Source organism: Fischerella major NIES-592, assembly GCF_001904645.1.
Lineage (GTDB): Bacteria > Cyanobacteriota > Cyanobacteriia > Cyanobacteriales > Nostocaceae > Fischerella > Fischerella thermalis.
Window position 1 is genome coordinate 20005 of the sequence record NZ_MRCA01000015.1, and the last position, 16613, is coordinate 36617.

12 protein-coding genes are annotated in these 16613 nt (G+C 40.9%); 7 read left to right on the forward strand and 5 right to left on the reverse strand.

Annotation, left to right across the window (positions count from 1 at the left end; genetic code table 11):
• Window positions 1–53: 53 nt before the first annotated feature.
• On the forward strand, window positions 54–266 hold the full coding sequence (locus NIES592_RS20185; RefSeq protein ID WP_016868421.1) for a hypothetical protein: 213 nt from the start codon (window positions 54–56) through the stop codon (window positions 264–266).
• Here the strand turns inward: NIES592_RS20185 and miaB are convergent.
• From miaB to NIES592_RS20200, 3 genes are all read right to left on the reverse strand, one after another.
• On the reverse strand, window positions 258–1622 hold the full coding sequence (gene miaB / locus NIES592_RS20190) for a tRNA (N6-isopentenyl adenosine(37)-C2)-methylthiotransferase MiaB (protein WP_073556713.1): 1365 nt from the start codon (window positions 1620–1622) through the stop codon (window positions 258–260). The genes NIES592_RS20185 and miaB overlap by 9 nt on opposite strands.
• A 407-nt stretch (window positions 1623–2029) precedes the next feature.
• Window positions 2030–4366, reverse strand: a complete 2337-nt coding sequence (locus NIES592_RS20195) for an ATP-dependent helicase (protein ID WP_073556714.1) — start codon at window positions 4364–4366, stop codon at window positions 2030–2032.
• A gap of 122 nt (window positions 4367–4488) precedes the next feature.
• Entirely contained in the window at window positions 4489–5577 is a 1089-nt protein-coding gene (locus tag NIES592_RS20200) for a RuBisCO accumulation factor 1 (RefSeq protein ID WP_062249885.1), read from the reverse strand.
• A 601-nt stretch (window positions 5578–6178) separates the two neighbouring features.
• Here NIES592_RS20200 and NIES592_RS20205 point away from each other — a divergent pair.
• From NIES592_RS20205 to NIES592_RS20215, 3 genes are all read left to right on the forward strand, one after another.
• A complete protein-coding gene (locus tag NIES592_RS20205; RefSeq protein ID WP_073556715.1) occupies window positions 6179–7138 on the forward strand; it encodes a response regulator in 960 nt (319 codons plus the stop codon).
• Between the two features lie 285 nt (window positions 7139–7423).
• Window positions 7424–8116, forward strand: coding sequence for a bifunctional demethylmenaquinone methyltransferase/2-methoxy-6-polyprenyl-1,4-benzoquinol methylase UbiE (gene ubiE / locus NIES592_RS20210; RefSeq protein ID WP_073556716.1), 693 nt, complete (start codon window positions 7424–7426; stop codon window positions 8114–8116).
• A gap of 103 nt (window positions 8117–8219) precedes the next feature.
• Window positions 8220–9455, forward strand: a complete 1236-nt coding sequence (locus tag NIES592_RS20215) for a DUF445 domain-containing protein (RefSeq protein ID WP_009459994.1) — start codon at window positions 8220–8222, stop codon at window positions 9453–9455.
• Window positions 9456–9555: 100 nt separating this feature from the next.
• Here NIES592_RS20215 and NIES592_RS20220 read toward each other — a convergent pair whose 3' ends face one another.
• Window positions 9556–10254 carry an SGNH/GDSL hydrolase family protein gene (locus NIES592_RS20220; RefSeq protein WP_256678184.1) on the reverse strand — a complete coding sequence of 233 codons (699 nt, stop codon included), beginning with the start codon at window positions 10252–10254 and terminating at the stop codon, window positions 9556–9558.
• Between the two features lie 452 nt (window positions 10255–10706).
• Window positions 10707–12023, reverse strand: a complete 1317-nt coding sequence (locus NIES592_RS20225; protein WP_073556718.1) for an NAD(P)/FAD-dependent oxidoreductase — start codon at window positions 12021–12023, stop codon at window positions 10707–10709.
• Between the two features lie 377 nt (window positions 12024–12400).
• On the opposite strand from NIES592_RS20225, the gene NIES592_RS20230 reads away from it, so the two are divergent.
• The 3 genes from NIES592_RS20230 (at window position 12401) to NIES592_RS20240 (ending at window position 16198) form a co-directional block, all read left to right on the forward strand.
• Window positions 12401–12829, forward strand: coding sequence for a hypothetical protein (locus tag NIES592_RS20230; protein WP_009459991.1), 429 nt, complete (start codon window positions 12401–12403; stop codon window positions 12827–12829).
• 344 nt (window positions 12830–13173) lie between these two features.
• Window positions 13174–13860 carry a response regulator gene (locus tag NIES592_RS20235; protein WP_009459989.1) on the forward strand — a complete coding sequence of 229 codons (687 nt, stop codon included), beginning with the start codon at window positions 13174–13176 and terminating at the stop codon, window positions 13858–13860.
• 406 nt (window positions 13861–14266) lie between these two features.
• Window positions 14267–16198, forward strand: a complete 1932-nt coding sequence (locus NIES592_RS20240) for a ShlB/FhaC/HecB family hemolysin secretion/activation protein (protein WP_073556719.1) — start codon at window positions 14267–14269, stop codon at window positions 16196–16198.
• Window positions 16199–16613 lie beyond the last annotated feature (415 nt).

The following is a 16613-nucleotide window of genomic DNA, read 5'->3' on the forward strand; positions in this document are numbered from 1 at the left end:
TTCTTGGGAGAACCATTTATTACTAAATCATCATCACTTTGGAGAGGAAAAATATGTCAAATAAAAAAAATAGCACCCTTTGGGGAGGGGTGCTTCCACCAATATTAATCATTTTAGTGACAGGATCACTGTCCTTGGCAATCCTTGATAAAGAAAATCGTCCTGCATATTTTGATATCGCCAAAGTAGCTGTTGGCTATGCTTTTGGTTCCATGAGGTTGCAGGGAAATAGTAATGACACAGAAAAATCAGACAATTCAAACTGATACCACTTCCCTTACCTCCACTGGTTCACCCGTCAAACTAAAAGCGCGAACTTCGCTGATTCTTACCTTGACTAACTTACCTTTGAGTTCGTTGATGTCACCAGTAAAGAAAGTCAGACGGTTAGTGCGGGTACGTCCCATGACTTGGGTTTTGTCTTTAGGGTTTTGGTCTTCTACTAGCACTTCTTCTAAGCGTCCCATATAACGTTGCGATCGCTCGGCTGCGATTGTCGCCACTAAATGGTTTAATCTTTGGAGGCGATCGCTTTTCACCTCTTCACTCAGTTGATTTTCCCAAACTGCGGCGGGTGTTCCTGGGCGGGGAGAATAAGCAGCAGTATTCAATTGGTCAAAACCAATATCCTCGACTAACTTGAGTGTATTCTCAAACTGTTCTTCTGTTTCTGTTGGGAAACCAACAATTGCATCAGCACTAATCGCCGCATCTGGCATATACTCACGGATTGTCTTGATAATCCGGCGATATTTTTCATGGGTATAACCCCGTGCCATACGTTTTAAAACTTCGTTATCCCCAGATTGAAATGGAATGTGGAAGTGTTCGCATACCTTCGGCAATTCTGCACAAGCGCGAATCAAGCGCTCAGTAAAATAACGGGGGTGACTAGTAGCAAATCTAATTCTTTCCACTCCCGGAACATCATGCACATAGTACAGCAAATCTGTCAATGTATGCTGGTGACGACCTTCCGGTGTTACTCCTGGTAAATCCCGCCCGTAGGCGTCAATATTTTGACCCAAGAGTGTAACTTCCTTGTAACCCTGACGCCCTAGTTCCTCCATTTCAGCGCGAATCGCCTCTGGTGTCCGAGACTGTTCCACACCCCGGACATTTGGTACTACGCAATAAGTGCAGCGTTCGTTGCAACCGTAAATCACATTCACCCAAGCCGTAACCTTACTATCCCGGCGTGGCTTGGTAATATCCTCAATAATATGAATTGGTTCTGTGGCTACAACCTGGTTGCCATCAAATACCTGTTGCAATAAATCTTGCAGACGGTTAGCATGTTGTGGCCCCATGACTAAATCTAATTCTGGTACTCGGCGCAGTAGGGCTTCTCCTTCCTGTTGAGCAACACAGCCTGCAACAATTAATGTTAAATCCGGTTGTTCGTGCTTGCGCTTTGCTTGCCTACCTAGATAAGAATATACTTTTTGCTCTGCATTATCCCGGATAGTGCAGGTGTTATAGAGTATTACATCTGCCTGATTTGGATCTTCTGACCACTCAAAGCCCATGTCTTCTAAAATGCCAGCCATACGCTCTGAGTCAGCTTTATTCATTTGGCAACCGAAAGTAGTTATGTGATAATGGCGGCGTGAAGTGGTCATGAGCAATTACACTTAAGCACTAAAATTTAAAGATTTTCCTATTATTGTATAAACTCTAGCTGCCAATTAACATCTGGCGTGGACTGAGATTATAACAAAAATCAAGCTTTTAGCTTTTAGAAACAAACACTCATAGAACACAGATTGACACCAACACAGCATCTATCTGTGTGCATCGGTGTGTATCGGTGTTCGATTTCTCCAAAATATAGTGGCTTGCGGTTAAGTCTAGTAGAGAAAAAAACGAACACGGATGAACACGGATGAACACGGATAAGAGCGATTAACTCAAGAAATGTTGGCACTAGTTACACCAACAATAATCACGATACATTTAAATTATGTAGAGACGTGCCATGGAACGTCTTTACATTGCCTCTTGGTAACTGTACTAGTTAATCAGATAGCTAGACTACACACTCAGGAAATTGCCGCTTCAAGGCTGGGAACACTGGACAAGGGGCTGAAGCTTGCAAATTCTCTGGTTTACTCCAAGTAAAAGGCGCTTTTTGAGCAGCAGACATCCACAACAAGCGTTTTGCCCGTGTCATGGCGACGTAAAGCAAACGATACTCTTCAGCTGTTTTCAGGTATTTCGCTTGCTCCCAAGCTTGGGTAACATCTGGTAAACTCGCTTGATTGTGAAGTGCAGCACGAATTTGGGCGCGCGCAACTTCTGATAGGGTAAAGTCTCCTAAAAATTGGCTTTGGGGAGGAACCCAGAAGCGACCGGGTATCAAATTTTCATGCAGAAAGGGAATAAATACGTAGTCCCAGTCCAGCCCTTTGGCTTTATGCATGGTGATAATTGTTAATTGACCGCGACGGGTATAACGAGCTTCTAAATCTTCTGTTTCTACGGGTTCAAATCTTTCGGAACTGACAATTTCACTCAGGATACCCAGCATGTTTGTCATGGAAGCATGACTAGCTATTTGCAAATTAACCCTTTCTGCAAGTTTGTCAGCAGTTGCTAGTTCTGCTTGGTCGTAATTTAATGCTAAAGCCAGGAAGGAAATTAGTTGATACAGAGGTAGTTCCATCCGAGCGCGTAGTAAACTCCGACACAAGTGCGCGGCTTTTTGTACTGATTCCGGTTGGGGTGGAGACAAGGGGCCTGGATACAAGAATTCTTCAGGTACAGAAGCAGGGGCGTTGAGGTCTTGAGTAGGAATTAACTGCCGTTCTACAAATACCTCTAAAGCTGCTTTCAAATAGTCGGGTGAATGGGGGCGATCGCAAAATTGCAGTAATGCTAAAATTTCTTGCGGTACATGGGAATGGCGTTCACGTTCTCCCACATCATAAAGTGTAATTTGATGCTCTTTACATACAGGTGCAAGTGCCTCTGCCAACCATCTACCTTGACGGTTTTCTCTAACTAATATTGCTGCACTAAAAGAATTTGGCGCTTGAGCAAACAACTCAATTACTCTTTGTGAAAGTAATTGTACTGTGTGATGAATATCACGCGGAGTATACAGTTCTAGTCCCCGCCCGACTGGTTGAGGATTCGCATCGGTTTGCGGATCATCTGGATCAACAAGGCGAATGGTTTGAGGACGGAAGGGGGTAGGGAAATTTTGACTCTTGGCTTGATAGGCACTATTGACCCACTGCAAGACGAAATTGGCAGCATCAATGATGATTTTGGTGCTGCGTCCTGCTTGATCCATTGTTGCCAAGCGGTTTTTCGGGTTGCAATCTTCGCAAAACTCACGGAAATAAATTGGGTCTGCGGGGGTAAAGGTGGAGTTAATCGCTTGGTTGGGATCGCCGACACGAATCAAGTTGGGTTGGTCGGGGTTGTTGGGGTCGGTGGCCAGAATTTGTAGTAGTTTGGTTTGTAGTGGACTAGAGTCTTGGGCTTCGTCTTCAAAAACCGCAAACACTTGGTTTTGTTCGATTCTACGGGCGCTAGGATTTTCTAGTACTCGCAGTGCAGCTAAAATCATGTCGTCGTAGTCAATAAAGTCGCGCGATCGCATTAAATTTTGATACTGTTCGTACAATCCGGCAGCAACAGTTAAAATTTCATAATTATCTATAGTTTGTTCGCTGAAGCGTCGTAAATCTTCTGGCAACATTCCCGAACTTTTAGCCTCATGAATCACGGTTGTTGCCAAGTCTGGCAATACTTCTGTTCGCAATACTGACTGGCGACGCAATCTTTCTGTTTCTTCGCCGTCAAATTGTATACCTTCTAGTAAGCGAAAATAATGTCCTGGATGGCTAGCAATCCATTGTTCGAGAGCAGTACGGATGAAGCGGTGACTTTGGGTTGGTGTAATTAATGTGACATTATCTAATTGTAAGCCTGACAAATTTGGATGACGACTGGCAATGTTCAAAGCCAGACCATGCAGAGTATGTACAGCAAAACCAGTTTGAGGTAAAGATAAATCGTCACGCAAGTATTTGCGGATTTTCGCTTTGATATTAGCAACAGCAGAACGAGTAAATGTTACAACTACCAACTGTCGGCGTTCCGACGAACGCGAAGAATTTGAACGCTGATATTGACGAGCGATCGCAATCGCCGCCGCCGCCGCCATTCCCGTAGATTTACCAGCACCAGGAACCGCAGAGACAGCCAATGGTCCAGAGTACCAATCAGCCATTTGTTGCTGTCCGGGACGCAGACTATTGCGAATTTTTAAAATCGCACTTTCTCTCAGAGAAGATAAGGGCAAGCGAGGATCAGTTTGGTTGTTGGTTGGTGGTTGGTGGTTGATGGTGGTCATTTGTTATTTGTTAGTGGTTAGTTTCCTCTACTCCCTATCACCCCATCTCCCCACCACCCCACCTCCTCACACTCCCCACACTCCTCACACTCTTTGCTCCCCGCTTCCCCGCTCCCCAACAACTACTCATCTATTTGCCAAGAATCCTTTGTCAGTTCCTCATCCAAAATTTTCTTAGGTAGAACAATCACAATTACTCGTCCCAACAGAGGTACTTCCGGTGCAGTTTCAAACCATTGAAAATCTAATTCTCCAGAGTTGTCTACTACAAAGTAACTACCTGAGTTCCATTCCCGTTGCGCGCGATCAATAACTACCATGACTGGTTCTGGGTTACTTTTTGTTTGGCTGGGAAGGCGATCGCTATTACATAAAATCACCACAGGATCTTCTGCACCTAATATTGTTTGCCAACCCGGTAAGGGAACCCAAGCTTGTTCTCCAGCAAACTTAACGATGCGGAAAGGTTCCATTTCTTCTACTAGGGGAACTGCTTGCAGGTCTTTTGGTGTTAATGGTAACTCACCTACTACTGGTACAAGACGAGGTGTTTCTTCGGCTGACTGTGGTCTGTAATAGGGTAGAATTGGTGCTGTTTTTTTGGGTACGACTGTAAAATCTGTGAGTAACTGTTCTATTTGCTGCCTAGCAGTTTGCGTATGGGCAAACTTTAAGCCTTTGGCGATTAAACGCGATCGCGTTTGAAAATCTGAATTTTGACGGGCAAGTTTCCAACATTGATAAGCAACTGCATCTCCGGGATGGTGAGAAAAGCCCTCTGGAGGATTACGAAAACGAGAGAAATCTTTGATTGCTCTAGCTATTTCCCGTGCTTCGTCAGCATCAATTTTGTGTTGAAAGGTAAGCGTAGCGGCGGCGGCTCGTTCTTCTTGAGTCAGCAAGCGTAACTCGTACAAGATATCGCTACCGCGCTGTTGATAATGAGAGATCACATCTTGCGAGGTTCCTGCTTTTTCTATAGAGTTGTAGACTTGTGCGCCGACAATCACCTGATTCTGTTGCACTGGCTCAAAACCTGTGGCTTCAAAAATCGCTTGTGGACTGTAACCTGCTTTTTGTAGATAAGCACAAGCTTGTCCCCATTCCACCCAGCAACCTTGTTTTTGTCGCAGTTTTATTAGCAATTCTTGAGCGATGTCATTGTGATCGTTGTTGTTGAGATTTTGAGCGTAGGGTGGTTGGTCAGTCATAAGCAATTAAAAATGAAAAATTAAAAACCGTAAAAATCCTTATTCGTAAATATGCTTGTCATCCACTGGAACACAAATTAAATCAGTGATGATTTGCATATTTCAGCAGTTTCACGGCAAGTTGATCAACGTAATTTTAAAATTTTTATGCCAAGTATCTATTTTAAGGCTGATGTCGTAGTTTCTCTATAGAAGAAATATGGTGTTAACAGGTTACTGTTATCAATTCCCTCTAAATATAGGGTACTAGTAGTTTGTCACACAAAGTTTCCAAGTTTTGTAGTAAGTACTAAGCGTACTTCAATAAGTGCTGTCTTTGCTTACTAGAAACATTGCAAAGTTAGTATGCCAGAATACTAGTCTCTTAGTTCCTGTTTACACCTCTAACAGTAAGTAAAAGTATGAATTATGAATAAAAATTATAAGACATAGATAAGAATAATTACGTAATTACACGTAGATTTCAAAAGTAGAATGCTTCCTCCCGAAAGCTGCTTTATGATTAATTTCATCAAATAGCAGTTACAAATGCTGATTTTATATTCTCAATCAGGCTTTGTATGGAATATAACAAAGTGATTAACAGTTAAAGGAATTATCTATGAATAACTCCATTCCCGAACTTGATAAAATACGTCGTCAATTGATGACTCTGGAAAAGCCAAAAAAGCAGAAAATCTTAGTAGTTGATGATGAGCCAGATAATCTGGATCTGTTGTATCGTACCTTCCGCCGAGATTTCCAAGTCTTGAAAGCCGATAGTGGTATGAACGCTTTGCAAGTGTTAGCAGCAGAAGGGGAAGTAGCAGTCATTATCTCCGACCAGCGAATGCCAGAAATGAAGGGAACTGAATTTCTGAGTAAAACAGTACCTCAGTTTCCCAACACTGTCAGGATTATTCTCACAGGTTTCACTGACATTGAAGATTTAGTAGAAGCAATAAATGCTGGTCAGGTATATAAATATATCACAAAACCTTGGGACCCAGCAGAACTAAAAGCTGTGGTGCAAAGAGCGGCAGAAACCTATGATTTACTCAAGCAACGCACAGAAGAATTGCGTCGTGCTAATGCTCAAATGGCGCTGTTGACTGTTTTAGTGCAGGTGTCTCAACAAGCATCTAGTTTAGAAACTATATTAAATCCCATTGCTACAGCTTTTGGTGAAAGTTTTAGCGCCGATGGCTGTATTTTACAATTAGTCGAAAATCTTAGTCTGGTGACTACTCAAGGCAGTTACAGCAGTGAAGGTTCTGTAGAAAACTGGTTAGCTGTTGACCCATTGACTAGTGAAGCGATCGCCACTGGTCAAATGCAAGTCTCAGTTAATGTCCCCAATGACGAAAAACTTGCTGGTGTAGCACACTATACAGACTCTGGTGTAGAAGCGCATTTAATTATCCCAATTACCTATGCAGGTAAAGTTTTAGCGGTGTTGTCTCTCCAGTGGAAAAAACCCTGCACATTACGAGAAGATGAACTCAAACTGATTCATCTATCAGCACAGCTAGTAGCCACCGTACTCAGTTGTACTCGTTATCATCAAATCGCTAGTGCTTAATTGTCAAGAGTCAGGATAGGGGAAAGGGGAGGTGGGGAAGTGTGAGGGGTATGAGGAGTGTGAGGAGTCAGTATTAAACAACTACATAATCACTAACCAACAACCATCAACAAACAACTATCAACAAACAACCACTAACTCTTGACTATTGACCCTTGACCCTTGAACATTGACTATTGACCCTTGACCAAATAATTTCTCCCAGGGTAAAAGCCCCTAGATTTCATCAGTAGGGTCAATCCAAAATCTAAAATCTAAAATCTAAAATTGTTTGACCCTTGACCAATGTCTGACGAAATTCGCAATATCTTTGACCGTATCGCTCCCATTTATGACCAACTCAATGATTGGTTAAGCTTGGGACAACATCGGATATGGAAAGAAATGACAGTAAAATGGAGTGAAGCCAAAGCCGGAGATACTTGTTTGGATTTGTGTTGCGGTAGTGGTGATTTGGCTTTCCGGTTAGCAAGGCGTGTGGGTAAAAGTGGACAGGTGTACGGAGTAGATTTTTCGTCTGCACAGTTAGAAATTGCCAAAGAACGCTCTCAAAGTCAGTATCAAACTCCCCCCATCACCTGGATAGAAGCAGACGTACTCAATTTACCCTTTGAAGACAACAAATTTGACGCTGCTACGATGGGCTATGGTTTACGAAATGTCACAGATATTCAGCGTAGCCTCAAAGAAGTACACCGTGTCCTCAAAAAAGGCGCTAAAGCTGCAATTCTAGATTTTCATCGTCCCAAAAATTCGACTGCTCGCAGCTTTCAGCAATGGTATCTAGATCATCTTGTAGTGCCAATGGCTGAGCAAATGGGTTTAAAGGAAGAATATGCTTATATTAGTCCCAGCTTAGACCGCTTTCCCTCTGGAGACAAGCAGGTAGACACAGCTCTTGCAGTTGGCTTTGCAACTGCCACACACTACCCCATCGCGAACGATATGATGGGAGTGCTGGTAGTCACCAAATTTTAGATATTAGATTGGAGAATGGGTAATGGGTAATGGGTAATGGGTAAGACTATTACTAATTACCAAATACCAATTACCAAATACCAATTACCAAATACGAAATCCTGTGGATTGGTCTCATCTTTGGCTGTATGTGTCTCCCCCCATCTTGGGTGGGGTAATTGGCTATTTCACCAACGATATAGCCATCAAAATGTTATTTCGTCCTTACCGAGCAATTTACATAGGTGGACGGAGAATTCCCTTTACTCCTGGACTTATTCCCCGGAACCAGGAACGTCTTGCCAAAAATATCTCTGATACGATCATGAGGTCGCTGTTGACACCAGAAGAATTACAGAATCTGGCGCGGCGACTCCTACAAACAGAACGTGTGCAATCAGCAATTTTCTGGTTGCTGCAAATGGCAATTGATCAGGTAAAAGCAGATCGTGAGCAAAAAACTGCCAAAATTGTGGCAAATATTTTGCGGGATTTGTTAGGTGAATCGCTACCTCGTCTGTTAAAGGTTTTGGCACGACGGGAAGATTTTTTAGAAGCACAGATTAATCAAATTTTTGATCAAGTGTTACTAGAATTTCAACTAAGTGAAGAACAAGCCTCTCGCCTGGCTGATTGGTTATTAGAAGTTGTCTTACCACCGGATGTCATCCGACAAGCGATTATTAATTTTTTGACCGATCGCACAATTCAAACTATAGATGAAAGCTTTCGAGAAAAAACCAGTGGTACTTATTGGGTAGTAGCAAATTTATTTGGTTTACGTAATAGCTTAACCCGCTTGCGGACTTACTGTTTAGATGAAAAAGAAGCAACCAATCAACGTTTGCAGGAGTTGATTCAAGAATTACAAGTACGCGATCGCATTAAAAAATTATTGCAAGAGATAATGTTACAAAACTTACCTGTAGGTACAGTCAGACAACTAAGAAAAACTACCCGCGATAGCGTGCGTCAATACCTGCAAACACGTGGTAGTGAATTTTTACAAGGATTTAGTGACTCGGTTAATTGGGAAAATATTGCTGTATTATTAGTTAATCGCCTGAGCAATTCTGCTGTTGTTAATAGTTCTTTAGAAGTTGTAAGTCTGGAATTAGCATTAATCTTAGAGCGATATTTGGAAAGAGATTTGGAAGCTATAGTTGCTCAAGCAATTCCAATTTTATCAATTGATCAGGTAATTATTGACCGTGTTAAGTCAACATCACCTGCTGATTTAGAAGCTGCTATTGAGGGAATTGTCAAAAATGAATTACAGGCAATTGTTACCTTAGGTGGAATTTTAGGTTTTATTGTCGGTTTATTTCAAACGGTATTTATATATTTGAGTCAAACATAATTAAAAAGCTCAATCACCAATTACCAATTATTCAAGTTGGCGGGCTATATAACTTCCATCCCAGCCACACTCCGGTAACTTCCCGCCGACTTTTTGTGAACTAAAGCACCTTTTTGAGAGCCTCTAACCAACGGTTAGCTATTTTCCATTCACCAGTATCATTAGGATGACACCCATCGAAAGTATCAGAGAGATTGAAACCACTATATTGATCCACAACCATAACAGGTGATTGATATGTGTTGGTTTGGTTGGCAAGAGTTGGGATCTGTGCATTAAATAATGCTTTGCGCTCCAGACTACCACAGGAGGGAATAATTTCAGCCAACAGTATCTTTACATATGGATTATAGTATCGAAGCTTTTGAATGATTCCGCGTATATCCTCGATTGTACTCTCTGGGGTTTCTCCGCTGCCAAGATCATTTGTGCCTAGATGAATTAGCACTACATCTGGTCGAGTTTTGCTTGCCCATTCGTCAATCCTAGCAAGTATCTGATCAGCCCGCCAACCACAATGACCTTCATTGTCTAAATCAAAATCAGGCAAAGAAGGACGTCTGCCACAATTAACTTGGAGTGAGCCAACAAAATCGATACTATAACCTGCATTGAGTAAGTAAAACCAAAGTAAGCGACGATAGCTGTTTTGAACCCCCTCTCCTCCAGTAATAGAGTCGCCAAGAGGCATAATTCGCGTACGACTATAATTTTGTGTAATTAAAAGTGGTTTGTTATTTTTGTTGACACCTAATGCTGTCTGATTGAAAGTACTCTTACCTATTACTTCTAAAGCCACAAAAGTAACTACAATGCTTAAATTTATCAACCACAATCGACGCATCTTGCTACCTCTTAAGTAAAGATATGCATTTAACTTGCCCTGTAGCGGTTGCTAGGAGAATGTGGAGATAAAAATTGAATAAAAATCTCCTAATTGCTGTACAGATGTGCAATTAAATATCTGTACAAAACAGAATTCTCTAAAGAAAATGCAACCTGATTATTCATTAACTTAACAAGATTATATAGAAAAGTTATCATCAATATCAAGATTAATTTATTAGATAATAAATAATGTTTTTATGCTAGTTTTTAAACAGTTTTTGACTTAATATTTTGACATTTCACCTGATAGCTAAAGAAGATTGAAATTTATTTTGACTTATACTAAGTTGTGTTTAAAAAACACTTATGATCGTCAGTTCCCCGACTTTTTCAAAAAGTCGGGGATCTTGCAACCTATCAGAACTAATGAGACAGATCATTAGTCGGTTGTTTCCACCCCTTCAACTTCAACACATCGCCTTCAAACTGCTTACCTTTTAACATGCGATTCCAGTAAACCCAAGGTAAAACATGACGCTTCACCAACCACATACTATAACGTTCCTCTCTGGGATCTATTGGGAAAGTAGATATCGGTTGGTTATTGTAGTCAAACTCTGCCATGATTACTTTGCCATATCCAGTAATTAATGGACAGCAAGTATAGCCGTTGTAGCTTCCTGTCATTGAGGTAGAGTTGATCAATGCCAAAAGATTTTCAACCAAAACAGGAGCCTGGCGACGAATAGCAGCAGCAGTTTTAGAAGTCGGTAGGGAAGACGCATCTCCTAAACTAAAGACATTAGGATATTGATTGTGCTGCAATGTCTGTTTATCTACATCTACCCAACCTGTACTTGCAGCCAGTTTGCTAGTTTTGATAAAATCTGGAGCGCTCATTGGCGGGGTAACATGGATCATGTCATAGGGAATGGTTACTTGCTGTGTACCTTCATCTGTCGTGACATCAAATACCGCTTCTTTGGCTGCTGCCCGAATTGCCTTGAGATTGTGTTTAAATTTAACTTGAATATGGCGGCGATCAACTACCTTAAGTAATCGTTCTGCATAGGCAGGAACAGGAAAAATTGCACCCACTGCAGAGCAAAACATGACGTTTGTTTTCTTGCTAACGCCTTGTCGTTGAAAAGCATCATCAGCCATATACATAATTTTTTGAGGAGCGCCACCACATTTAATTGGTGTCCCTGGGAAGGTAAACAAAGCATTTCCTCCCTGAAAACTCCGGATCACTTCCCAAGTATAGGGAGCATATTCAAATGCATAATTACTGCACACTCCTCCCTTACCCAGTGCTTCTTGCAAACCTTCTATTAAATGCCAGTCAATTTGAATACCAGGACACAATACCAAGTAATCATAGTAAATTTGTTTACCAGAACGGGTAATTACGGCATTTTCGTCAGGGTTTAGTTCGGTAGCGTAGTCTTGAATCCAAGTTACACCTTTGGGAATACAACTTGCTTGTGGCTTGACTGTATCGTTTATGCTGTATTCACCTCCTCCAACCAAAGTCCAAGCAGGTTGATAATAGTGTTGAGCTTTAGGCTCCAGGATAGCAATGTCGAGTTTACTATTTTTGGCACACAACTGAGATGCTACAGTAATGCCGGCAGCACCACCACCAACAATGACTATTTGGTAATGATGTGTTTCTTGAATAGGAGAGGTGTCAGTACTTGTGGGCGAATTCGTTTTTTTTTGAATAAATGACGACATATATTTCAGCAGCGATCGCAGGCAGCTATCGAACGAGCTATTCGATTCAAGCCGCCACAATTTTTGGTCAATTTATAATTGTGTCTATTAATAATATCAGTCAACTGAATTACTTAGATATTCTTTACAGAAAGAGATATACTGCGAAACTTGTTACAATGATATCTCAGCAACAAAAACTAGGTTATTTTGATACTCGATTTTAAAAGTTACTTAGACAATAATTTTTCTAAATTGCTTAAATATTTAATCAGCATCTCTCTGATGGAATATGCATTAGTATAAATATTATGTATAACATTTAATTTGTTGTTCATCTTCTAACGACACTTTACCCACCTATATGAGAAAGGTAAATTTATATGAACAATTAGGTTATGAATATTGAAACTTTTAATCAGTTTCCTTGGACACCTTTAGTTTTACATTGGCTGGCTTATGCTTTTTTAGGATGGTACTTATCTGTTCATCATATTGTTTGGCTCGTAGGAGTATTAGTGGTTGCTTTGGTATTAACTTTAGTGGGGCGGAGTATATCTTGGTTGAACCGCTTATTGAATTATGGTTCTCAAGTTTTAATTGTTGTCCTTGCTTTAGGTTCGTCGGTGATTTTAGTAGCATTTTTACCGATATTTTTTACTTTTATAATTACGCCACTAGCAACTACTGTTCTAGCAGAAATAGAGCTACGTTTTGCTGGGTTTAGCAAACGAGATGCATTATTGTTATTAACTTTATTAGCTGGCTTGGGTTTAGTAGTAGGTGAAACAGTAGATTTAATATTTTTACCTAGTAACAGATATTAAATTTTTGACTAGGAGGTGCAATCGCTTTCATATTTTTCGGTTTAATATATTGAATATTCTTTAATAGATATAAATGTTACACTTTGTAACAAAATCCGTAAAATACTCATGGAATAGAGAAGTATTAGTACGCAGACAGCAACTAGACGTGTTTTGAAAGTCTAGGTTCATCCTGTTGCTCAAAAACTGAGCTTAATTTTTGCTGTTTTGGTTTTTCGACTTAATGAGAGCTATCAAACTTTTTGCTTGTTTATACTCCAGTAATTACTGATTTCATAATTTCTGCGGTGATGTAGCAGAAAAGAATTCAATTCCGAAAAGTACTGAAATGTGAGTAATACAGCATGAATAAAAATTTAACACACGCTACACTGAAAATATTTTTAATTGATGGTCATGAAATATGCTTGAGTGGAGTACTTAGGTTACTATACTCCCAATATCCAGATGCAAAAATAGTTACTGCTAACACTACCGAAAATGTTTTAAATCAAATTTCGTTGCTAGAACCTGATTTAGTTATCATGGATATTTTTCTGCCAGAAAAACAGGGAGTAACAGCACGAGTTTGTACGGGTATACAATTACTCAGGGAATTACTCGATAACTATCCTAAGCTTAATATCGTAGTTCAAAGTGAACACGTAAAAAAACTAGTGCGGATCAAATCTGCAATCGATACACACCAAGGAGGCTTTACAATTGCTGATAAAAGTCTCTCCAGTCAAGAAATGCTCATGAGAGTTAGTTGGGCATTGCAAGGATTAACTCATATTAAAGATATTCAGTCTATCTACTCGGAATTAGACATCAAACCAGAGTGCTTAAGACTATTAAATCTAGCTTTTCAAGAAGGGTTACAAGATAAAGCTATTGCTGAAAATATCCGTGTATCAGAACGCATGGTGCGTCACTACTGGGATAAACTTCAAGAAGCTTTAGGCATTGATTGTCATGAATTAAAAAATCAAGGTAAAAATATCAGAATAATAACTCAAATTCGCGCCAGAGAAGCAGGTTTAATAGACTAAAAAGCTTTGGTTTGTCACTATCTTGGTAGCTAACTACTAGTATATAGCTACCGAAAATTAGTTCTTTCTAGCGATCGCCTGTCTGTTTTGTTGAATCAAAATCAGGCGATCATTGTTTTCACCAAAGTTTTATTAAAATTAAAGTATTTATTTATACAAATACCCAAGTTAATCAGAAAAGAATAATAATCAACCCCAATAAAATCAATATCAAGCAAACAATACCATAAATACAAAACTGAAATAAATAGTTGTGTTTTGGCACTCAAAATGTTTTCTTATTTTTATAAGGCAAGGATTAACCGTCGATATCTAGGGAAAACAGCTAGTCAAAAATTAATGTTTTCTAGTTATCCAAGTATCTACGTTTAATTACTCTGCTCAAGGTTGTCATCTGGCTCTTACCATGTCCGGTAAACTTTACTTCAAAACGAATATCTGCGAATACTGGCATTGGTTGAGCCTGGTTGTAATAATGATTACAACGACAATCGAACCATTGAAAGCAGAAGAAATAAAAAAAACGCAAACATCCAACCTGCAAGCAGTTCCAAGCCTCAATACATCTGTCACCTTTCAAGATGAGGTTAAAAAAACAAAATCTACCGATGCGGAGTTGGATTTTGAAACCCCAAGCTTTAGCCTTTTATCCAAGGCAATAAGGATTGTTCAAGCACCAGCCCTGTCAAACATTCCTCCTTTGAATAACAAGCCGCCCTCAACTCAGCCATTACCGGAACCGTCACCACCACAACCTCTACCGCCTCCAGAAGAATTACTGCAACCTCCAGGTACGACAACTCCGACTCCAGAAGCAACCCCAAGCGGTGAAGTTCCTCAAACTATCGTTGTGAAAAAATTTCAAGTCACAGGCAGTACTGTTTTTAGTCCTGAAGACTTTGATAAAATTACTGAACCTTACGCTAATCGTCCAATTACCTTTGCAGAACTATTTCAGCTTCGTTCAAAAATTACTCAATTTTATGTAGATCAAGGATACATTACATCTGGAGCTTATATCCCGCCACAAAAATTGCAGAATGGTGTAGTGGAAATTAGGGTAGTTGAGGGGGGACTAGAAGAGATAAAAGTAACAGGTACCTACAGACTTAACCCTAAATATTTGCAAAGTCGCCTTGCCATTGCCACAAAGCCACCCCTAAACCGCGATCGCTTATTAGAAGCATTGCAATTATTGCAACTCAATCCCTTAATTGCAAACTTATCAGCAGAACTGTCAGCAGGAACTCGCCCTGAACAAAGCTTACTAGAAGTACAAGTCAAGGAAGCCGATAGTTTTAACGTACAGTTGATTTTGGATAATGGGCGATCGCCTGCTGTCGGCAGTTTTCGTCGACAAATACAAATAAGCGAAGCTAATCTGTCTGGATGGGGCGATAGCATTAGCGCCGTATACGCCAATACCGATGGTAGTAATGCCTTTGATATAAATTATACTCTGCCCCTCAACCCCCGCAATCGTACTTTGTCGCTGAGCTACGGTTTCTCTAACAACACTGTTATAGAAAGACCCTTTGATGTCCTTGATATTCAGTCCAACTCCAGTTACTACGAACTAACGCTGCGTCAGCCTCTACTACAAAAACCGACTCAAGAATTTGCTTTAGGTATCACAACAAGTCACCGCCGCAGCAAAGCCACCTTTTTGGATGGGGAAGTTCCTTTTCCTGGGACAGGTACAGACGCAGAGGGAAGAACACGGGTAACTGCTGTGCGCTTTTTTCAAGAGTGGGTTTCTCGTGATAGCCAGCAGGTATTTGCGATGCGTTCTCAATTCAGTGTCGGACTTGATCTTTTTGATGCCACTATCAACGAAACCTTCCCTGATACTCGTTTTGTCGCTTGGAGAGGACAAGCTCAGTGGGTGCGCTTATTAGCTCGCGACACTTTGTTGCTGCTACGCGGTGATCTACAACTAGCAGATAGACCACTCATTCCTTTTGAACAAATTGGTATTGGGGGTTTAGATAGCGTCCGGGGCTATCGTCAGGATGCTTTATTGACAGATAACGGCATTTTTCTATCTGCGGAAGTGCGAGTACCGATCATTCGCTTCTCAGGGCGCAACAACTTTTTGCAGATAGCTCCTTTTGTGGATTTTGCCAATGGTTGGAATGATTCCGGCAGATCGGACTTTCAAGTTGAACTCGATAGCAATACTTTAGTATCTGTAGGATTAGGTCTACGCTTACAACTCCAAGACAATCTTACCGCTCGCCTTGATTGGGGCCTTCCTTTAATCTCAATTGGTTTTGAGGATAAGGATTCATGGCAGGAAAACGGTTTGCACTTTTCCATTATTGCCAATCCTTTTTGATCATGAGGGAGGGTGTGAGGGGTGTGAGGAGTGTGTAGACGCGGTAGCGGTGAGGGGGTCGCAGTCTTGGACGCCAGGTGCTTTATGCCGGGAGACCCGTCCACCGCACTGGCTCCGCTTCCCGTCACGATTGCGAACCCCCGTAGACGGGCGAAGCCCGGCTTCTCGAAGAGTACCCGGAGGGCTTCCCGTAAGGGTGGGGTGTGAGGAGTGTGAGGGGTAGTAAACAACTACTAACCATTGTAGAGACGTGCCATGGCACGTCTCTACAACAATCAACAATCAACAATCAACAATCAACAATCAACCACTAACTACTAACCATTAACCGTTGACTATACGAATGTTATTGTTAAATTTTGTTGACAAATAAAATATTGTCACAAATTTCGGTTAAAAACATTAGTTGTTTGAA